Here is a 19,706-nt window from a genome sequence, read left to right as displayed (position 1 = left end):
GAGCACAGGCATGCTGGCTATTTCGAATCTTCACGTCGCTTACGGCCAGAGCGAAGTGCTGCACGGCCTCAACGTCTCGGTGGCGCCCAACGAGATCGTGGCGATCATGGGTCGTAACGGCATGGGCAAGACCACGCTGATGAAATCGCTGATGGGCATCCTGCCGGCGAAGAGCGGTTCGGTGAAAATGGACGGCGCCGAGCTCAACGCGATGCAGAGTTTTGAGCGGGTCGCAAAGGGCCTCGCCTATGTGCCGCAGGGCCGCATGATCTTTTCCACCATGACGGTGAAGGAGAACATCGAGACCGGCCTGGTCGTATCCGGCGGCTCGGAAGTGCCCGATGACATCTACGAGCTGTTTCCGGTGCTGCTGGAGATGAAGAACCGCCGCGGCGGCAATCTGTCGGGCGGCCAGCAGCAGCAGCTCGCGATTGCGCGCGCGCTCGCCACCAAACCAAAAGTGCTGCTGCTGGATGAGCCGACCGAAGGCATTCAGCCGTCGATCATCAAGGAAATGGCGCGGACCCTGAAGCGCATCCGCGACGAGCGCGGCCTGTCGATTGTCGTCTCCGAACAGGTCTTGAGTTTTGCGCTCGATATCGCCGACCGTGTGCTCGTGATCGAGAACGGCGAGATCGTCCGCGACGACCCGCGCGATAGCGTCGATGCCGCGCAGGTCTCGAAATATCTGTCCGTCTAATTCGTAAACCGTGCTGTCTAACAAGGGGAGCTATCGATGCCAGAGACACTGATCAAGGTCGATCTAACCAAGTCGGCCTACGAGAACGACATGATCCACAATCGCTGGCACCCCGACATCCCGATCGTGGCGTGGGTCAATCCCGGCGACGATTTCATCATCGAGACCTACGACTGGACCGGCGGCTTCATCAAGAACAACGATTCCGCCGATGACGTACGCGATATCGATCTCTCGATCGTGCACTTCCTGTCCGGCCCGATCGGCGTCAAGGGCGCAGAGCCTGGCGACTTGCTCGTGGTCGATCTGCTCGACGTCGGTCCGCTGAAGGAGAGCCTGTGGGGTTTTAACGGCTTCTTCTCCAAGCAGAACGGCGGCGGCTTCCTCACCGATCATTTCCCGCTGGCGCAGAAGTCGATCTGGGACATCAAGGGCCTCTACACCTCGTCGCGACACGTGCCCGGCGTGAACTTTGCCGGCCTGATCCATCCCGGCCTGATCGGCTGTCTGCCCGACCCGAAACTGCTTGCGACCTGGAACGAGCGCGAGACCGCGCTGATCGCGACCAACCCGACCCGCGTGCCCGGCCTTGCCAATCCGCCGTTCGCCGCGACCGCGCATGCCGGCCGCGCCAAGGGCGATGCCAAGGCCAAGGTCGGTGCGGAGGGCGCGCGCACCGTGCCGCCGCGCGAGCATGGCGGCAATTGCGACATCAAGGACCTGTCGCGCGGCTCAAAAATCTTCTTCCCGGTCTATGTGCCGGGCGGCGGCCTTTCGATGGGCGATTTGCACTTCAGCCAGGGCGACGGCGAAATCACCTTCTGCGGTGCGATCGAAATGGCCGGCTGGCTGCATCTGAAGGTCGACGTCATCAAGGACGGCGTCGCCAAATACGGCATCAAGAATCCCGTGTTCAATCCGTCGCCGATCACGCCGAACTACAAGGATTATCTGATCTTCGAGGGCATCTCGGTCGATGAAGCCGGCAAGCAGCATTACCTCGACGTCCACATCGCCTACCGCCAGGCCTGCTTGAACGCGATCGAGTACCTGAAGAAGTTCGGTTACTCCGGCGCGCAGGCCTATTCGATCCTCGGCACCGCGCCGTGCCAGGGCCACATCTCTGGCGTCGTCGACGTGCCGAATGCCTGCGCTACGCTGTGGCTGCCGACGGAGATCTTCGACTTCGACATCATGCCGTCGTCGGCGGGTCCGATCAAACACATCACAGGCGATATCCAGATGCCGATCTCGCCGGACAAGTGATCCCTGCGCGAGAAGGATGCGGGACGGTATGCGTGCTGGCCGCCCCGCATCCGCGGCGGCTTATCCATTCGCTTCTCGCTAATCGCCTTCGAGGACATCCAAATGCCCGTCTACGAATATCTCTGCAACGATTGTGGCCCGTTCACGGACATCCGGCCGATGTCCGAATATGAGGAGCCGCAGGACTGCCCGCGCTGCGACACTGAATCGCCGCGCGTGATCCTGACTGCGCCGGCGTTCTTCTGCATGCCAGCGGACAAGCGCAAAGCGATCGCCACCAACGAGCGCAGCGCGCACGCGCCGAAAACGGTTGCCGAATACAAGGCTTCCCACGGCCCCGGCTGCGGCTGCTGTTCCACCGGCAAGAAGAAGCCGGCGCGGCTGATGACCAAGACAAAGAGCGGCGCAAAGGGCTTTCCCACCGCGCGGCCTTGGATGATCAGCCACTAACGGCGCGATCCGTCAAACCCTAACCAGAACAAGAGGCGATCCAATGCTCCACGGTGATATTTCTTCCAGCAACGACACGGTCGGCGTCGCAGTCGTGAACTACAAGATGCCGCGCCTGCACACCAAGGCCGAGGTGCTCGATAACGCCCGCAAGATCGCCGACATGATCGTCGGCATGAAGCTCGGGCTGCCGGGCATGGATCTCGTGATCTTCCCGGAATATTCCACCCACGGTATCATGTACGACTCCAAGGAGATGTACGAGACCGCCTCGCAGGTCCCCGGTGAAGAGACGGCGATCTTCGCGGAAGCCTGCCGCAAGGCCAAGGTGTGGGGCGTGTTCTCGCTCACCGGCGAGCGCCATGAAGAACATCCCAACAAGGCGCCGTACAACACCCTGATCCTGATGAACGACAACGGCGAGATCGTTCAGAAGTATCGCAAGATCATGCCGTGGGTGCCGATCGAAGGCTGGTATCCCGGCAAGTGCACCTATGTTTCCGAGGGACCGAAGGGCCTGAAGGTCAGCCTGATCATCTGCGACGACGGCAATTATCCGGAGATCTGGCGCGACTGCGCCATGAAGGGCGCGGAGCTGATCGTGCGCTGCCAGGGCTACATGTATCCGGCCAAGGAACAGCAGGTGCTGATTTCCAAGGCGATGGCCTGGGCCAACAACGTCTATGTCGCGGTCGCCAATGCGGCCGGCTTCGACGGCGTCTATTCCTATTTCGGCCACTCGGCCATCATTGGCTTCGACGGCCGCACATTGGGCGAAACGGGCGAAGAGGAGTACGGCATCCAGTACGCGGCGCTGTCGAAACATCTGATCCGCGATGCCCGCCGCAACAACCAGTCGCAGAACCACCTCTACAAGCTCCTGCATCGCGGCTACACCGGCATGATCAATTCCGGCGAAGGCACGCGCGGCGTCGCTGAGTGCCCGTACGATTTCTACGCCAAGTGGATCGCAGACCCCGAAGGCACCCGCGAAATGGTCGAGGCGCTCACGCGACCGACCGTCGGCACCGACGAATGCCCGATCGATGGCATCCCGAACGAACTGACGGGTAGCAATTACTAGAGCCCCAGCGCTATCCAGCAGCGTCGCTTGGCCTCTGGGGCAGGCCAAGGCGACCAGTTCTGAACCTGACGTCAAGCGGGGACGCTGCGACAAACGTGTCCGGAATTACGCCCTGAGCATCCTGGCCGCAGGATCACCCGCGCCAAGCGGCGCGGGGAGCTTCCCCATTCTTGCCGACTCCTTGGCGCAAGATTTGCTTAACTTGCATCGATGGAGGCCTTTTTGGCAGGCAAGCTGGCAAATACCTGGAAGATGGGAGCCAATCTCGGCTGGGCTGACCAAGCTCGTTTTGGCGCCATGCTGATGCCCGACGAGAAAGCGCGGGGAGGCGGCCCGGCGCCACTATTCCAAGGCCTTTCCGCGGCGGAAATCCAGCAGGTCGTCAGCGCCAGCAAGCACAAGGTCTACTACCGCGGTGCGCAGGTCTTCAGTCAGGGTAGCCCGCAGGACGGCATCTATCTGGTCGAGAGCGGGCGCATCCGCGTCTTCTACATCGGCCCTTCTGGACGCGAGATCACGTTGGCCTATTGGCACCCCGGCAATTTCGTCGGGGGTCCCGACGTGTTCAATCGGGGGATTCACGTCTGGTCAGGCGCGGCTGCGATCAACAGTTCCGTCCTGCATCTGCCCGGAGACGTGCTGCGCCAGATGGTCCTGAAAATCCCTGCGTTGGCGCTGGGCATCATCGAAGGTCTCAGCTTCAAGGGACGCTGTTATTCCTCGCTGGCGCAGATGCTCGGCACGCGCTCGCCAACGGAGCGGCTCGCTCATCTGCTGCTGCACTTGACGGATCTTTACGGCGTCAAAGAGCACGGCGGCACATTGATCGCAGCCTCATTCACCCATGCCGACCTTGCGAACATGGTAGGCGTGACGCGCCAATGGGTGACCACCACGCTCAAGCGTCTTACCGAGATGGGGGCGCTCGATACGCACGGGACCAACATCCTGATCAAGGATACCGCGCCGCTGGCAAAAATGCGCGACGGCAAGTCCGCCAAGGCTGGTCTTCAGGACGACGCAGACTGACAACCGGTAACGTGTCGGTTCGACGTGAAACGGCGAGCTCACTTGCTCGGACGGGCGTCATGTCGCTCAATATTTCATCAGAAAGCGCGCCGACTCCGGCTAATTCTTGAGCAGTCGGAGTTTTTCGGCAAGGATTTGCGTGCCGCCGCCGTTCCTTGTTTTAAGAATTCCTTTCCAAGCCCAGAACTCACGTCAAGCACGGCAATTCGGTCGTCTTGAGGGTTTCGCGAGTGGGCATCACAGCCGCCGTTTCTTCCTTCGTAAACTCGGTGCGTCGCATGCGGCGGACAGGGACAACCTGTCGCGCAGGCCGGGTACAAACTGGCTTGGCCCTTGCACCCCCGATAGCGCCGATCGCAGCCCAACGGCGGGCTCCCATCCAGCAAATCCGCGGAAATTTAAGGGGTTAACGTGATGAGCGTCACCACACTCGTGTCTTGCGGTTCAAAGGTCGCCCCCTGGTGCGTGGCGGTGGCACTTGTGCTCTCTTCCGGAGATTTGCGCGCGCAGGTGTTGGAGATCGGCATCGGCACGCAGAACACGACGACAAACACGGTGACTGGCGGGGTCGTTATCAAGGAGCTTGGTCTTCTCGAGAAGAACCTGCCGAAGACCGGGAAGTACAAAGATTTCCAGTACAAACTCAACTGGCAGAACGCGACGTCAGGTCCGCCGATTACCAACGGCATGATGGCCAACAACATCCACATCGGGATGATGGGTGACTATCCGTTGATGGTGAACGGCGCAACCGGCCAGGCCACCAACAATCCGACGCAGCTGGTTGCCATCATCGCCTATAACGCCGTCGGCGGCGGCAATGGCATCGTCGTTCACAAGGACTCGCCGTTCTACGAACTCTCCGATCTCAAGGGCAAGAACGTCTCGGTGCCGTTCGGCTCCGCCGCGCACGGCATGATGCTGACTTCGCTGCAGAAGAAAGGATTGCCACCGGACTTCTGGAGCCTCGTCTCGCAGTCGCCGGAAGTCGGCACTACCAATCTGCAGGAGAAGCGCATCGACGCCCACGGTGACTTCGTGCCCTTCGCTGAGCTGCTGCCGTTCAAGGGCTTTGCCCGCAAGATCTATGACGGTGCCGAGACTAAGGTGCCAACCTTCCACGGCGTGACCGTGCGCAAGGATTTTGCCGAGAAGTATCCGGAGATCGTCACGGCCTATCTAAAGTCGCTGATCGAGGCGAATGAGTGGATGCGCAAGAATCCGAAACTCGCCGCCGAGAAGATCGAGGAGTGGACCAAGATCAACAAGGAAGTGGTCTACATCTTCCTCGGCCCCGGCGGCGTGCACACGCTTGATCCCACCATCAAGAAGCTGCTGATCGAATCGGCGAGCGGCAGCTACGCGATCCTGCAGAAGCTCAACATGATCAAGCCGCTCGATATGGGTGCCTGGATCAACGACAGCTACATCCGTGCTACCTACAAGGAGCTCGGGCTCGACTACGACAAGCAGCTGGCGGCCTTCGACACCTACAACGTCACCGGCACCGACCCCGTCTGCAACGCGCCGGTCAACGATCCCAAGAAGGTCGGCGAAGTCTGGATCCAGGGCGGCGAAATCGTGCCGTTCTCGTCGCCGGTCTGCGCGCTGCTCGGCGTCAAGAAATTCACGACGGAAGGCAAGAAGTTCAACGCGGTCTATCTCGTTGACCACGAGCTTGGCATCAAGGTGTTCGCCGACGCCGCCTTCTACGCGGTCAAGCCCGACGCGAAGAATCCCGAGGTGGTGCCGTTCCTGCTGAAGAAGGACGCCGAGGCCTATGCCGCGAAGAACGGCGGCAAGCTCGCCACCTACACCGAAGCGCTCAACGCTATCAACGTCGGGCAATAGGGGCGCGCGATGAGCAACATGGCGCGAGCGAAGGTTGTGGCAATCCCAATCCCGACAGGACAAATCGATCCGGAGCGGATCCTCGAGAGCACGATGACATCCACGCCTGAGAAGCCGCAAGCGCCGGTGACGGAAGGGCAGGCGGCGCCTGCGCCGGTTGCGGCCGAGCCGGAGGTGGTCCCTACCCTGTCGTTCCGCACCGTGGCGCGTTCGCTGTTCAAGCACATCACGCGCGACCGCATCATCTCGTTCCTGCTCGGCTGCATCTCGATCAGCGCGCTGTTCCTGGTCTGGTACCTCGGCACCAAGTACCGCTTCGAGTTCTACATCCGCTTCAAGAACGTGCCGACGCCGGCCGAGGTGTTCAACCAGCTGACCCAGGTCGGCCTGTCGAACAAGTACCTCGTCAACATCGCCATCAGCGTCAAGCGCATCCTGACCGGATTCTTCATCGCGATCGCGATCGCCGTGCCGCTGGGACTCTTGATCGGTAAATACGAGCGGGTGCGTGACCTGTTCATGCCCTGCGTGGAAATCCTGCGCCCGATCCCCGCGATCGCCTGGGTGCCGATGTCAATCATGCTATGGCCGAACAACGAGGCGGCGATCGTCTTCATCACCTTCATCGGCGCGTTCTTCCCGATCCTGCTCAACACCATCCACGGCGTGCATTCGCTCGACGGCGTGCTGGTCCGCGCCGGCCGCTGTCTCGGTGCCAACGAGGCGCAGCTGTTCTGGAACGTGATCCTGCCCGGCTCGCTGCCGCACATCTTCACCGGGCTTGCGGTCGGCATGGGCGTCGCCTGGGTGTCGCTGATCGCGGCCGAGATGATCTCCGGCCAGTTCGGCGTCGGCTACTTCACCTGGGAAGCCTATTCGCTGGTCGACTACCCCGCGATCATGCTCGGCATGATCACGATCGGCGTGCTGGGTCTCGCCTGCAGCGGCGTCATCCGCATGGTCGGCGTGCTCCTGATGCCGTGGCTCGCCTACGCACCCGGAGGCAGGAGATGAGCGTCGCAGAAGCACATGCGGAAGCCGCCAGGGGTTTCATCGACGTCCGCAACATAGGCGTGACCTTCGGCCGCGATGAAAACGAAGTTGTCGCCGTCAAGGAGGTCTCGATCAACGTGCAGCCCGGCGAGTTCGTTTCGTTGATCGGCCCATCCGGCTGCGGCAAGTCGACGTTGCTCAGCATCGTCGCCGGCTTCGTCAAGCCGACGAAAGGGGCGGCGCTGCTCGACGGCAAGAAGATCACGAAGCCGGGTTCGGACCGCGGCGTCGTGTTCCAGCAATACTCGCTGTTTCCCTGGCTCTCGGTGCGAAAGAACGTCGAGTTCGGCCTGAAGATGGCCGGCGTCGACCAGAACAAGCGCCTCACGACGGCGCGCTCGCTGCTCGATCTGGCGGGGCTGCTCTCGTTCGAGAACCATTATCCCGACCAGCTCTCGGGCGGCATGAAGCAGCGCATCGGCATCGTGCGAGCGCTGGCCACCAGCCCGCAGGTGCTTCTGATGGACGAGCCGTTCGGCGCGCTCGATACGCAAACACGCGTGGTGATGCAGGAGATCCTGACCAACATCTGGCAGCAGTTCCGCATCTCCGTGCTGTTCATCACCCATGACATCGAGGAGTCGATCTTCCTGTCCGACCGAATCTACGTGATGACGGCGCGGCCGGGAAGGATCAAGGCGGAGATCAAGGTGCCGCTGCCGCGGCCGCGCACACCCGAAATGACGGATACGCCGGAGTTCATGAACCTGGTTCAGGAGCTCAAGGGGCTGATCCGCGAAGAATCGCTCGCCGCCATGGCCCCGGAGATCAAGGACCGCGGTCTGTCCGGTTTTGGAATGAAGGTGGGACCGAAAGGAGTGGGCGAACTCTACTGACACATCGAGCTCGCTGCCGGGAGGGAGCGAAACAACAACTTGAGGAAAATGACGCGCGACCCGCGTCGTTAAGGGATTGGTGCATCCTGGCGCCAATCGATCGGAGCGATCTATGGCAAGGAAACCAAGCATTCTTCATGCCAACAACCCCGGCATGGCTGAGCTCGGCGCGCCGCTTGCAGCAGTATGGCGCAGGCTCTGGGCGATCTTTGGCAGCAGATACCGACCCGAACGGCACTACATGCGCGGACCAGGTCCGAAATGGCAGGAGAGCCATTCCGCAAGTCCCGCGCAACCGAAGATCAAAGACCCGGCGTGAATAGCGCCACCAACGGAGTTACTATGGCCAAGAAACCAAACATTCTGTTCTTTCACGTCGACAACCTCGGCATGGGCGAGCTCGGCTGCTATGGCGGCGGTCGCCTGCGCGGCGCCGACACCAAGAGGATGGACACGTTTGCGAAGGAAGGCATGAAGCTCACGCACTATGTCGTGGAGCCGCAGTGCACGCCGACCCGTTCGGCACTGATGACGGGACGCTTTCCGATCCGCTCGGGCAACCACACCATTGCGCTCGGCGGCAATGGCGGCGGCATCGTAACCTGGGAGCGCACCATTGCGTCGATCCTGGCGGAAGCCGGCTATACCTCGTCGATCTACGGCAAGTGGCACATCGGGGCTGAAGACGGCCGCTTCCCGACCGATCATGGCTTTGACGAATGGTACGGGCCGCTGCGCACCTACGACGAATGCATGTGGCTGGAAGATCCGCACTACGACCCCGAGCGTGATGGCTACTCGCATATGCATGAGGGGGTGAAAGGCAAGGGCGCCTGGCCGATCAAGGACCAGCAGCTCACCATGGAGACCAAGAAGACCTGCGACCTCGAATACCAGAAGCGGGCCATCAAGTTCATGGAGAAGGCGGTCAAGGACGACAAGCCGTTCTACTGCTACTTCAACCACTCGCTGATGCATTTCCCGATGAGTCCGCGCGACGAGTTCGTGGGCAAGAGCGACAACGGCGACTGGGGCGACTGTCTGCTGATGCTCGACCACGACTTCGGCGTGCTGCTCGACACGCTCGACCGGCTCGGCGTGCGTGACAACACGATCGTCGTGATGTGCGGCGACAACGGCGCCGAGGATCATCTGGCCGGCCGCGGCACCGGCGGCTTCTTCGACGGCTCCTACTTCTCCTCGGCCGAAGGCGGCATCCGCACGCCGCTGTTGATCCGCTGGCCCGACCATGTCCCGGCCGGCGTCGAGAGCAACGAGATGGTGCATGTCACTGACATGTTCACCACGCTCCTCAGGTTCGCCGGCTGCGAGCCGCCGAAGGACCGCCTGATCGACGGCACCGATCAGACCGGCTTCTTCCTCGGCAAGCAGGAAGCGTCCAACCGCGAGTCCTGCATCGTCTGGCTCAAGGACGAGCTGCACGCGGTGAAGTGGAAGGACTTCAAGATCAACTTCAAGCGCCAACAGCACTTCCACGACCCGGAGCTGCCGCTCGGCTTCGCCCGCATTACCCACCTGAAGGAAGACCCCAAAGAGCGTGAGGCCGTCAACCAGCGCTATGTGCGCTGGTGGGTGATGCAGCACGCCCACCGCGTGGTGCGCGCGTTCGAGGACAGCGCGAAGAAGGAGGAGCTGATTCCGCCCGGCGCGCCGCTGAACTTCGTGCCGAAGCAAAATTTCCGCTGACCGGTTGAGAGCAGGGCCGTGGAACCGATTGCAACACGCTGCTGTTCGCATCAAGGCGTCTCGCTGAACGGCGAGGCGTCCACGGTCCCCCGCGCCGCAAGCGTTATCCGCCGGGAAGGCATGGTCTGGATTCCCGGCGGGACTTTTCTGATGGGCTCGAACGCGTTCTACCGCGAAGAGGGGCCGGTCCACCCCGAGACGTCAGATGGTTTCTGGATCGACCGCCATCCCGTGACCAATGCGCAGTTCGACCGGTTCGTCACAGCGACGGGCTACGTCACCTTCTCCGAGCGTACGCCGATGCGAGAAATGTATCCGGATGCGGCGGAGGAATTCCTCGTCCCGGGTTCGCTCGTCTTCGTCAAGCCGCCGCGGCCGGTCAGCCTGCGCGATCATCGTGCATGGTGGGCCTATGTGCCCGGTGCGAACTGGCGGCATCCGAACGGGCCGAACAGCTCGATCGCCCAGAAAGGCAATCATCCGGTTGTGCACATCAACTATGAGGACGCGCAGGCCTATGCGGCCTGGGCCGACAAGGCATTGCCTAGCGAAGTGGAGTGGGAGTTCGCTGCACGCGGCGGGCTCGAGGGGGCCGCGTACCCCTGGGGCGATGCCGCCAATCCCGAAGGCCGCTATCTGTCCAACACCTGGCAGGGACGTTTTCCTTTCGAGAACCTCGCCGAGGACGGCTTTGAGGGAACGTCGCCGGTCGATGCGTTTCCGCCGAACGGCTACGGCCTGCACGACATGTGCGGCAACGTCTGGGAGTGGACCACGACAGCTTACGCCCCCGCCGGCAGCGCGGACAAATCCTGCTGCCAGCGCAAGGACGTGGATCCGCGCAAGGGGCTACGCGTGGTGAAGGGCGGTTCGCATCTTTGCGCCCCGAACTACTGCCTGCGGGCGCGGCCGGCCGCGCGGCAGGGCGAGAGTATCGATTCATCGACATGTCACATCGGCTTCCGCTGCGTCGTGCGCGGCCCGAACTGAAACCCGAGGGAAATCATGCGCGCATCCTATCTCTTCACCAGCGAGTCCGTCTCGGAGGGCCATCCCGACAAGGTCTGCGACCGCATCTCCGACGAAATCGTCGACCTGTTCTTCCGCGAGGGTGAAAGGGCCGGGGTCGATCCCTGGAGCATCCGCGCTGCATGCGAGACGCTGGCGACCACCAACAAGGTCGTGATCGCGGGCGAGACGCGCGGGCCGTCCTCGGTGACCAACGAACAGATCGAGCAGGCCGCGCGCGCCGCCATCAAGGACATCGGCTACGAGCAGGAGGGCTTTCACTGGGAGACCGCCGACGTGCAGGTGCTGCTGCATCCGCAGTCGGCCGACATCGCCCAGGGCGTCGATGCTGACAAGCCCGGCACCAACCGCGAGGAGGGTGCCGGCGACCAGGGCATTATGTTCGGCTACGCTACCAACGAAACGCCAGAACTGATGCCGGCGCCGATATTCTATGCCCACAAGATCCTGCGGCTGATCTCGGAAGCGCGGCACGCCGGCGAAGAGAAGGTGCTGGGACCGGACTCCAAGAGCCAAGTCACGGTGCAATACGAAAACGGCAAGCCGGTCGGCGTGCGCGAGATCGTGATCTCGCACCAGCACCTGATCGAGGACATGAGCTCCAACCAGGTGCGCGAACGCGTCGAGCCCTATGTGCGGGTGGCGCTGCCGGAAGGCTGGATATCGGACAAGACGATCTGGCACATCAATCCGACCGGCAAGTTCTTCATCGGCGGACCCAATGGTGATGCCGGGCTGACAGGGCGCAAGATCATCGTCGATACCTATGGCGGCGCGGCGCCACACGGCGGTGGCGCGTTCTCCGGCAAGGACGCCACCAAGGTGGACCGTTCTGCGGCCTATGCGGCGCGCTACCTCGCGAAAAACATCGTGGCTGCCGGTCTCGCCGACAAGGCGACGCTGCAGCTCTCCTATGCGATCGGGGTCGCGCGGCCGCTGTCGATCTACATCAACACCCACGGCACCGGAAAGGTCGCCGACGACAAGCTGGAAAAGGCGGTCGCCGAGTCGATGGATCTGACGCCGCGCGGCATCCGGCGGCATCTCGAGCTCAACAAGCCGATCTATGCGCGCACCGCGGCCTACGGCCATTTCGGCCGCACGCCGGAGAGCGACGGCGGCTTCTCCTGGGAAAAGACCGATCTAGCCGGCGCGCTGAAGCGCGCCGTTCAGTAGGGCATTGCCATGACCGCAATCGACGACCGCGCGGCACAGATGGCGCTCGATGACTCTCCTTCAATCGGCTCGGTGCTGACCTCGCCGCGGGAGTTCACGCGCGAGACCCTGGCTGGCGTGGTGACGGCTCTCGCGCTGATCCCCGAGGTCATCTCCTTCTCCTTCGTCTCCGGCGTCGATCCCAAGGTCGCGCTGTTCTCCTCGGTCGTGCTGGGGCTGGTAATGTCCGTATTTGGCGGGCGGCCGGCAATGGTGACGGCTGCTGCAGGATCGATCGCACTCGTGATCGGGCCGATGGTGAAGACCCACGGTACCGGCTACATCCTGCCGACCATCCTGCTTGCCGGCGTCATCCAGATCGTCTTCGGCCTGACCGGCATGGCGCGGCTGACACGCTTCATCCCGCGCTCTGTGATGATCGGCTTCGTCAACTCGCTGGGCGTTCTGATCTTCTTCGCTCAGGTGCCGCATATCCTGAACGTACCGTGGATCGTCTATCCCTTGTTCGCGCTGACGATTGCGATCGTGCTGCTTGCGCCGCGGCTGATCACGGTCATTCCTGCGCCCCTGATTGCCATCGTCATCGTCACGGCGATCGTGATCTCGGGCCAACTCACGGTGCCCAATGTCGGCGGCAATGGCGGCGCCATGGCGCCAGGCTTGCCCGGCATCATGCAGTTTACCGTGCCGCTCAATCTCGAAACCCTCGGCATCATCTGGCCGACCGCGCTCAGCGTCGCCTTTGTCGGTCTGCTGGAGACGCTGCTCACGGCAAAACTGGTCGATGATGTCACCGACACCCGCTCGCACAAGGGCAAGGAATCCTGGGCGCTCGGCGTCGCCAATATTGTGGCAGGCTTCTATGGCGGCATCGCCGGCTGCGCGATGATTGCGCAGACGGTCGTCAATGTGAAGATCGGCGGCGGCCGCTCGCGGATATCTACCATTGCTGCTGCGATCGTGCTGCTGGTGCTGGTTACGGTGCTTAGTGGCCTGATGGCGCAGATTCCGCTCGTGGCGCTGGCGGCCGTCATGATGATTGCCGCGGTGAAGACGTTCGATTGGCACAGCGTAATGCCCTCGACGCTCAAGCGCATGCCGAAGTCGGAAACCTCAGTGCTGGCAGTGACGGTGGTCATCACGGTCGCAACCGGCAACCTTGCCTTCGGTATCGCCGGTGGCGTGCTGCTGGCCATGGTGCTCTTCGCCAGGCGCGTCGCTCATGTCATCCGCGTCGAGCGCATGCCGAGTGAGGACGGCAGTACAGTCCGCTACGCCGTGCACGGCCCGTTGTTCTTCGGGAGCAGCAACGACCTCGTTGAGCGCTTCTCGTATCGTGCGGATCCAAAGGAGATCACTGTCGATCTCACATCGTCCCAGATATGGGATGCTTCAAGTGTCGCCGCGCTCGACGCGATCGAAACGAAGTACCGCGCGCTGGGTCACTCCATCAAGTTCACCGGGCTCGATCCGCGAAGCCTTGCCTTTCACGGAAGGCTGACGGGTCAATTGAACGGACAATAGTTGCGACGGGTGGGCCCGGCGTGATCAGGCTGAACTGAATCCCGATATAGCGTCAGGGTAGGACAGCGTTAGGCAGCGAGTGACGTGATCGGCAAATGGAGAGTTTGCGCTGATCACTTCGCTGGCTAATCGCTCGCCCTGACGAGCAGCGGGTCGGCTGACATGACGAGCTTCAGGGTCCGTAGCGAGAAGGTCGATCGCGTGTGCCGGATACCCTGAATCCGGTAGAGCTTCTCGCGAAGAAAGCGCTCGTAATGCGTGGTGTCGGCGACCGCCACCTTGACCAGATAGTCGTAATCGCCGGTGACGAGATGGGCCTCGATCACTTCCGGGATTCTGGCGAGCGCGTCGCCGAACCGAGCGAGCACCTTGTCGTCATGCTTGTCGAGCGTCACCTCGATGAAGACGAGATCCTTCAGGCCGACGGCGATGTGATCGATGACGGCTGAGTAGTGTTTGATCACGCCGATCTCCTCCAGGTGCCGGACCCGCGACCAGCACGGTGACGACGACAACCCGACGCGACTGGCCAGCTCGTTGACGGTCAGCCGTCCGTCGCTGCGAAGAATCGAAAGGATCTTTCGATCGGTCAAATCGAGGTCCGCCCTGGTCCGCTGTTTTGGTGTCGAAGATGATTTCATCGAAAATCTCCTCAAAGGCAGAAGATTCTTCTGCAGAATCGCAGTGTTACACAACATAATGGGAAAATCACCTGCTGATGCAGCAGTAGAGTTTTGTCGAGGAGATCAGCCAATGTCATCTGCCGCCTCTCGCGCCTCGTCTGTCGCCTTCCGGGCCATCGCAACGGATTCGCTTGCGGCGGCGTCCCAGCTTCTCGCCGATGTGCAGCGCTTTGGGCTGCAGATGGTCGAATTCCGAATGGTGGTCGATGGGGAAGGCAGAGCCGCCATCGACTTCGGCATCGATGCGAACCCGGACCGCGATCCCATTGTTCTGTGCTCACGCTTCGCACGGCATCCGTCGCTGTGTTCCGTCGAGGTCGTTGGAGACTCGCTGGTCGCAACTGGCGGAGCGGCCTCATGAGCGGCGGGCCGCTCACCTTGCACGTCCCCGAGCCGCAGCCTTGCTTCGGCAAGGCCGCTGACTCGAGTCGGCTCCATCTGTCGGAAGCTGGACAGGTTCGCCGCCCGGCAGTCGATGTCGAGGCGGCCGAGATCCGCGATCTCGCCTACGCGCTGATCCGGGTGCTCGATGACGGGGCGCGCGCCGCCGGACCGTGGTCCGGCGCCTGCACGATCGAACAGCTCCGCGCCGGCCTGCGCGCGATGCTCAAGACGCGGGCTTACGATACCCGCATGACCATGCTGCAGCGGCAGCGCAAGACGTCCTTCTACATGCAGTGCACCGGAGAGGAAGCGATCTCATGCGGCTTTCAGCCGGCGCTGCAATCGGGCGACATGAATTTCCCCACCTACCGCCAGCAGGGCCTTCTTATCGCACAGGACTGGCCGGTGATCGACATGATGTGCCAGGTCCTGTCGAACGAAAAGGATCGCATGAAGGGCCGCCAGCTTCCGGTCTTCTATTCGGCGCGTGGCGCCGGCTTCTTTTCGATCTCCGGCAATCTCGCCACCCAATATGTGCAGGCGGTGGGCTGGGCCATGGCATCAGCGATGCGCGGCGAGCGCAGCGTTGCTGCCGCGTGGATCGGCGAGGGCGCCACTGCCGAAAACGATTTCCATGCAGCGCTGGTGTTTGCCTCGGTGTACCGCCCGCCCGTCGTTCTCAACGTGGTCAATAATCAATGGGCGATCTCGACGGCGCAGTCCGTCGCCGGGGGCGAGAGCGCAACCTTTGCGGCACGCGCGCATGGCTACGGAATTCCCGCGCTGCGCGTCGATGGCAACGACTACTTGGCGGTTCACGCAGCGGCCAGTTGGGCCGTGGAGCGCGCCCGCAAGAATCTCGGGCCGACCCTGATTGAGTGGGTGACCCATCGAGCCGCGCCGCATTCGACGTCCGACGATCCGTCGAAGTATCGCGCCCCGGAGGATCAGACGGCCTGGCCGCTTGGCGATCCCGTTGATCGGTTGAAGGATCATTTGATCGGGCTTGGCGGCTGGAGTGAAGCGCGTCACGTCCAGCTCAAGGCCGAACTGGACGAGGAGATCAGCGTCGCGTCGAAGGCGGCGCAGGGATACGGGACCCTGGTGGAGGGATCGAAATGCAGCCCGGCCTCGATGTTCGATGACGTCTACAAGCTGATGCCGCCGCATTTGCGCGAGCAGCGCCAGGAACTCGGCTTCTGAGCATGCCGTCTCTCACGATGATCGAAGCTATCCGCGATGCCATGGATGTCATGATGGCCCGGGACGAACGCGTCGTCACCTTCGGCCAGGACGTCGGCCGTTTCGGCGGCGTTTTCCGCTGCACGGACGGTTTGCAGCGCAAATACGGGTCATCGCGCTGCTTCGACACCCCGATCTCGGAGAGCGGCATCGTCGGTGTCGCCGTCGGCATGGGAGCGTATGGACTAAGGCCCGTCGCTGAAATCCAGTTCGCCGACTACATGTACCCGGCCTACGACCAACTGGTGTCGGAGGCGGCGCGGCTGCGATTCCGCTCCGCCGGCGAGTTCAGCGCCCCCATCGTCGTGCGCATGCCCTGTGGCGGCGGCATCTTCGGCGCGCAGACCCACAGCCAAAGTCCGGAAGCACTGTTCACGCATGTTGCGGGCTTGAAGACGGTCATTCCGTCGAACCCGCATGATGCGAAAGGCCTTCTAATCGCCGCGATCGAGGACGACGATCCCGTGATGTTTCTCGAGCCGAAGCGGATCTACAACGGTCCCTTCGATGGTCACCACGACCGGCCCATCGTGCCGTGGTCGAAGCACGAGCTGAGCGAAACGCCGGAAGGCTACTACACCGTGCCGATCGGCAAGGCGGTGGTTCGCCGCCAAGGCAGCGATGTGTCGATCCTTGCCTATGGCACCATGGTCCATGTCGTCGAGGCGGCGTGTCAGTCGGTTGGTGTCGACGCCGAGATCATCGATCTCAGATCGCTGGTGCCGCTCGATGTCGACACCATTGTTCGGTCGGTTACCAAGACAGGCCGCTGCCTCATCGTACACGAGGCAACCCGCACATCGGGCTTCGGCGCCGAGCTTTCCGCGCTGATCCAGGAACGCTGCTTCTATCATCTCGAGGCGCCGGTCGTTCGCGTGACCGGGTGGGATACGCCTTATCCCCACGCACAGGAGTGGGACTATTTTCCGAGCCCTGATCGCGTCGGTCGCGCGCTGACCCGGCTGATGGGGAGCTGAGAATGCCTGTCGAGCTGGTCAAGCTTCCCGACGTGGGAGAGGGCGTTGCCGAGGCCGAGATCGTCGAATGGCATGTCGCGGTCGGCGAGACGGTCAGGGAGGATCAGATTCTGGCCGCTGTCATGACGGACAAGGCGACGGTCGAAATTCCTTCGCCAAGGGCGGGCGTGGTCGTCGAGCTCGGCGGAGAGCTGGGCGCGCGTCTCGCGGTTGGAAGTCCTTTGGCAGGCATTCGTTTTGGCGCAAATGGTGACGTCGCAAGCGAGAAAGATGTCGATCGGCCTGACGGTCGCGCTTTAGCAAGCGATGTGCCGGTTGACCCGCAAGCAGGTTCTCCGGTCCAAACGGAACAGCCTTATGATCGCCGGCCGAACGATGGCCATCCTGCCAATGCCCATCGTAACGGCGTGGCCGGTGTCGAGGTGAAGCTGGCTCCCGTGCGGCCGATTGCATCGCCCGCGATCAGGGCGCGGGCGCGTGAGGCAGGAATCGATCTTCGTCTGGTTTCGGGCAGCGGGGCCGCCGGCCGAATCACGCACGACGATCTCGCCGGCTACCTTCAAAACCGATCGAACGCGAGCGCCGGTCCACGGATCGCGCAACGCAACGATGCGGTCGAGCAGATCAAGGTTGTTGGCCTGCGCCGGAGGATCGCCGAGCGAATGGCGGAGACGACCCGGCGCGTGGCGCACTTTTCCTATGTCGAGGAGGTCGACGTCACGTCGCTCGATGAGCTGCGCAAGCAGCTGAATACGAAATTTGTCGAGGGCCGGCCGAAGCTGACCCTCTTGCCGTTCGTGGTTGCAGCGCTGGTGCACGCGGTGCGCGATTTTCCGCAAGTCAACGCAACCTATGACGATGACCAGGAGGTCGTCAGCCGGCACGGCGCCGTTCATGCAGGCATCGCGACGCAAACCCCGTCGGGCCTGATGGTGCCGGTGCTGTTTCACGCCGAAGCGCTCGATCTCTGGGCCTGCGCGGCAGAGATCAAGCGGCTCGCGGACGCAGCGAGGCAGGGTACTGCTCGTCGGGAAGAGTTGAACGGCTCCACCATCACCGTCACCAGCCTCGGCGATCTCGGCGGCATCGCAACGACGCCCGTCATCAACCGGCCGGAGCTGGCGATCGTCGGCGTCAACCGGATGATGATCCGCCCGATGTGGCGGGATGATCAATTCGTTCCCCGCATGATGATGAACCTGTCGTCCTCATTCGATCATCGCATCATCGATGGCTATGAGGCCGCGCAATTCATCCGGCGCATGAAAGAGCTGCTGGAGGCGCCGGCACTCCTGCTCGTTAGGAACTGACATGCAGGAGAGCGCCGCGGAGGTCGTTATCATCGGCGGAGGGCCCAGCGGCTATGTCGCGGCCATTCGCGCCGGGCAGTTGGGATTGCGGACCGTCCTGATCGAAGGTGGGGCGCTCGGCGGCACGTGTCTGAATGTCGGTTGCATCCCTTCCAAGGCACTCATTTACGCCGCGGATGCCTTCCACAGCGCCAGTCACAGCGAGATGACGCCGTTCGGGCTGAGCGTCAAACAGGTGGGATTTGATTTCGCGCGCACTGTTGCGTGGAAGGATTCGATCGTGGATCGCCTGACCGGCGGCGTCGCGTCGCTGCTGAAGAAAAGCGGTGTGTCGGTGATTTCAGGCACGGCCGAGATTCTTGATGGCAAGACCGTCACAGTTACCACGGCCGGCGGTACAACGTGCTACCGTGCCAAACATCTCGTTCTCGCAACCGGCTCGGTGCCGCAGGCGATCAAGACACTGCCGTTTGGAGGCAATGTTATCTCGTCGGCCGAATTGCTGTCGCTGCGAGAAATTCCCGCGCGGCTCGTGGTTGTCGGTGCCGGCTATATCGGCCTTGAACTGGGGATCGCCTTTGCAAAACTCGGATCGGATGTAACGGTCGTCGAGGCCGACGAGCAGATCCTGCCCAGGTGGGACGCGGCGTTGACGCGGCCGGTGGTGCGGAGACTCGAAGAACTCAAGGTCAGCGTCATCACCTCGGCGCAGGCACAGGGGCTGACCGCCGGCGCCGAGAGCCTGCTGATCGAGCAGCGCGGGTATGGCCTGCGCGAACTGCCGGCCGACAAGTTCCTGGTCGCGGTCGGGCGTGAGCCTCGCACCAAAGGGTTCGGGCTGGAGCGGCTCGACCTCGCGATGGACGGGAAATTCGTCAAAATCGATGACCGTTGCGAGACGTCCATGTCCAACGTCTGGGCGATCGGCGATCTCACGGGGGAGCCGATGCTGGCGCATCGCGCCATGGCGCAGGGCGCGATGGTGGCGGAGATCATGGCGGGAAAGCGCCGCTCCTTTGACGCCGTCGCTATTCCGGCGGTCTGCTTCACCGATCCGGAGGTCGCATCCGTGGGATACACGCCGGAACAAGCCGAGATGGACGGTCACGACGTCAAGGTCGCGACATTTCCCTTTGCCGCCAACGGCCGGGCCCTGACGCAGATGGATGATGCGGGTTTCGTACGGATCGTGGCGCGGGCCAGCGACCACCTCGTGCTGGGAGCGCAAGCGGTAGGGGCGGGGGTGTCGGAATTGACGTCCTCACTTGCACTTGCCATTGAGATGGGAGCGGTGCTTGAAGACATCGCCGCCACCATCGGCGCCCACCCGACGCGGAGCGAAGCAATTCACGAGGCTGCGTTCGGCGCTTTGGGGCGCGGCTTGCATGCCTGATGGAAGCGATAA

Annotated in this window: 18 protein-coding genes; 17 read left to right on the top strand and 1 reads right to left on the bottom strand. The window is 62.5% G+C overall.

Features of this window, described 5'->3' with window-relative positions:
- The first annotated feature begins 10 nt into the window (after positions 1-10).
- The 12 genes from urtE to CQ12_RS13030 all read left to right on the top strand — a co-directional run bounded on the left by urtE (position 11) and on the right by CQ12_RS13030 (position 13,705).
- Positions 11-700 (top strand): urea ABC transporter ATP-binding subunit UrtE, encoded by a 690-nt coding sequence (gene urtE, locus CQ12_RS13085; protein WP_057835712.1) that lies wholly within the window; start codon positions 11-13, stop codon positions 698-700.
- Between the two features lie 36 nt (positions 701-736).
- Positions 737-1,966, top strand: a complete 1,230-nt coding sequence (gene fmdA / locus CQ12_RS13080; protein ID WP_057835711.1) for a formamidase — start codon at positions 737-739, stop codon at positions 1,964-1,966.
- Positions 1,967-2,068: 102 nt separating this feature from the next.
- On the top strand, positions 2,069-2,416 hold the full coding sequence (locus CQ12_RS13075; RefSeq protein WP_057835710.1) for an FmdB family zinc ribbon protein: 348 nt from the start codon (positions 2,069-2,071) through the stop codon (positions 2,414-2,416).
- 43 nt (positions 2,417-2,459) lie between these two features.
- Positions 2,460-3,500: an aliphatic amidase gene (locus tag CQ12_RS13070; protein ID WP_057835709.1), complete on the top strand. Its 1,041-nt coding sequence runs from the start codon at positions 2,460-2,462 to the stop codon at positions 3,498-3,500.
- Between the two features lie 222 nt (positions 3,501-3,722).
- Entirely contained in the window at positions 3,723-4,529 is an 807-nt protein-coding gene (locus CQ12_RS13065) for a Crp/Fnr family transcriptional regulator (protein ID WP_430642202.1), read from the top strand.
- A gap of 414 nt (positions 4,530-4,943) precedes the next feature.
- Positions 4,944-6,380 carry an ABC transporter substrate-binding protein gene (locus CQ12_RS13060; RefSeq protein ID WP_057835708.1) on the top strand — a complete coding sequence of 479 codons (1,437 nt, stop codon included), beginning with the start codon at positions 4,944-4,946 and terminating at the stop codon, positions 6,378-6,380.
- Between the two features lie 93 nt (positions 6,381-6,473).
- Entirely contained in the window at positions 6,474-7,394 is a 921-nt protein-coding gene (locus tag CQ12_RS13055; RefSeq protein WP_057835738.1) for an ABC transporter permease, read from the top strand.
- Complete coding sequence (locus tag CQ12_RS13050; protein ID WP_057835707.1) at positions 7,391-8,269, top strand: ABC transporter ATP-binding protein; 879 nt, start codon at positions 7,391-7,393, stop codon at positions 8,267-8,269. Before CQ12_RS13055 ends, CQ12_RS13050 begins: the two co-directional genes overlap by 4 nt.
- 342 nt (positions 8,270-8,611) lie before the next feature.
- Positions 8,612-9,976 (top strand): arylsulfatase, encoded by a 1,365-nt coding sequence (locus tag CQ12_RS13045; protein ID WP_057835706.1) that lies wholly within the window; start codon positions 8,612-8,614, stop codon positions 9,974-9,976.
- A gap of 63 nt (positions 9,977-10,039) precedes the next feature.
- On the top strand, positions 10,040-10,966 hold the full coding sequence (locus CQ12_RS13040; protein WP_488226004.1) for a formylglycine-generating enzyme family protein: 927 nt from the start codon (positions 10,040-10,042) through the stop codon (positions 10,964-10,966).
- A gap of 15 nt (positions 10,967-10,981) precedes the next feature.
- Positions 10,982-12,181: a methionine adenosyltransferase gene (gene metK, locus CQ12_RS13035; RefSeq protein ID WP_057835705.1), complete on the top strand. Its 1,200-nt coding sequence runs from the start codon at positions 10,982-10,984 to the stop codon at positions 12,179-12,181.
- 9 nt (positions 12,182-12,190) lie between these two features.
- Positions 12,191-13,705 carry a SulP family inorganic anion transporter gene (locus tag CQ12_RS13030; protein WP_057835704.1) on the top strand — a complete coding sequence of 505 codons (1,515 nt, stop codon included), beginning with the start codon at positions 12,191-12,193 and terminating at the stop codon, positions 13,703-13,705.
- 125 nt (positions 13,706-13,830) lie between these two features.
- Here the strand turns inward: CQ12_RS13030 and CQ12_RS13025 are convergent, their stop codons facing one another.
- Positions 13,831-14,253: an Lrp/AsnC family transcriptional regulator gene (locus CQ12_RS13025; protein ID WP_245309883.1), complete on the bottom strand. Its 423-nt coding sequence runs from the start codon at positions 14,251-14,253 to the stop codon at positions 13,831-13,833.
- On the opposite strand from CQ12_RS13025, the gene CQ12_RS46285 reads away from it, so the two are divergent.
- From CQ12_RS46285 to lpdA, 5 genes are read left to right on the top strand one after another with little or no spacing between them, the layout of a single operon-like run.
- Positions 14,162-14,749: a hypothetical protein gene (locus CQ12_RS46285; protein WP_245309886.1), complete on the top strand. Its 588-nt coding sequence runs from the start codon at positions 14,162-14,164 to the stop codon at positions 14,747-14,749. The two genes, CQ12_RS13025 and CQ12_RS46285, sit on opposite strands and share 92 nt — an antisense overlap.
- Positions 14,746-15,975: a thiamine pyrophosphate-dependent enzyme gene (locus CQ12_RS13015; RefSeq protein ID WP_057835701.1), complete on the top strand. Its 1,230-nt coding sequence runs from the start codon at positions 14,746-14,748 to the stop codon at positions 15,973-15,975. Before CQ12_RS46285 ends, CQ12_RS13015 begins: the two co-directional genes overlap by 4 nt.
- A gap of 2 nt (positions 15,976-15,977) precedes the next feature.
- Positions 15,978-16,991, top strand: coding sequence for an alpha-ketoacid dehydrogenase subunit beta (locus CQ12_RS13010; RefSeq protein WP_057835700.1), 1,014 nt, complete (start codon positions 15,978-15,980; stop codon positions 16,989-16,991).
- Between the two features lie 2 nt (positions 16,992-16,993).
- Complete coding sequence (locus tag CQ12_RS13005) at positions 16,994-18,301, top strand: dihydrolipoamide acetyltransferase family protein (protein ID WP_057835699.1); 1,308 nt, start codon at positions 16,994-16,996, stop codon at positions 18,299-18,301.
- A 1-nt stretch (position 18,302) separates the two neighbouring features.
- On the top strand, positions 18,303-19,694 hold the full coding sequence (lpdA, locus tag CQ12_RS13000) for a dihydrolipoyl dehydrogenase (protein WP_057835698.1): 1,392 nt from the start codon (positions 18,303-18,305) through the stop codon (positions 19,692-19,694).
- Positions 19,695-19,706 lie beyond the last annotated feature (12 nt).

Origin of the sequence: Bradyrhizobium jicamae, assembly GCF_001440395.1 — a bacterium.
Lineage (GTDB): Bacteria > Pseudomonadota > Alphaproteobacteria > Rhizobiales > Xanthobacteraceae > Bradyrhizobium > Bradyrhizobium jicamae.
Note: the sequence above shows the minus strand (reverse complement) of the source record. Positions and strands in the feature narration are given on the sequence as shown.

Bases quoted from the DNA above. Each gene is read 5' to 3' on its own strand.
- urtE (WP_057835712.1), top strand. From the start codon at position 11: ATGCTGGCTATTTCGAATCTTCACGTCGCTTACGGCCAGAGCGAAGTG.
- fmdA (WP_057835711.1), top strand. From the start codon at position 737: ATGCCAGAGACACTGATCAAGGTCGATCTAACCAAGTCGGCCTACGAG.
- CQ12_RS13075 (WP_057835710.1), top strand. From the start codon at position 2,069: ATGCCCGTCTACGAATATCTCTGCAACGATTGTGGCCCGTTCACGGAC.
- CQ12_RS13070 (WP_057835709.1), top strand. From the start codon at position 2,460: ATGCTCCACGGTGATATTTCTTCCAGCAACGACACGGTCGGCGTCGCA.
- CQ12_RS13060 (WP_057835708.1), top strand. From the start codon at position 4,944: ATGAGCGTCACCACACTCGTGTCTTGCGGTTCAAAGGTCGCCCCCTGG.
- CQ12_RS13055 (WP_057835738.1), top strand. From the start codon at position 6,474: ATGACATCCACGCCTGAGAAGCCGCAAGCGCCGGTGACGGAAGGGCAG.
- CQ12_RS13050 (WP_057835707.1), top strand. From the start codon at position 7,391: ATGAGCGTCGCAGAAGCACATGCGGAAGCCGCCAGGGGTTTCATCGAC.
- CQ12_RS13045 (WP_057835706.1), top strand. From the start codon at position 8,612: ATGGCCAAGAAACCAAACATTCTGTTCTTTCACGTCGACAACCTCGGC.
- metK (WP_057835705.1), top strand. From the start codon at position 10,982: ATGCGCGCATCCTATCTCTTCACCAGCGAGTCCGTCTCGGAGGGCCAT.
- CQ12_RS13030 (WP_057835704.1), top strand. From the start codon at position 12,191: ATGACCGCAATCGACGACCGCGCGGCACAGATGGCGCTCGATGACTCT.
- CQ12_RS13015 (WP_057835701.1), top strand. From the start codon at position 14,746: ATGAGCGGCGGGCCGCTCACCTTGCACGTCCCCGAGCCGCAGCCTTGC.
- CQ12_RS13010 (WP_057835700.1), top strand. From the start codon at position 15,978: ATGCCGTCTCTCACGATGATCGAAGCTATCCGCGATGCCATGGATGTC.
- CQ12_RS13005 (WP_057835699.1), top strand. From the start codon at position 16,994: ATGCCTGTCGAGCTGGTCAAGCTTCCCGACGTGGGAGAGGGCGTTGCC.
- lpdA (WP_057835698.1), top strand. From the start codon at position 18,303: ATGCAGGAGAGCGCCGCGGAGGTCGTTATCATCGGCGGAGGGCCCAGC.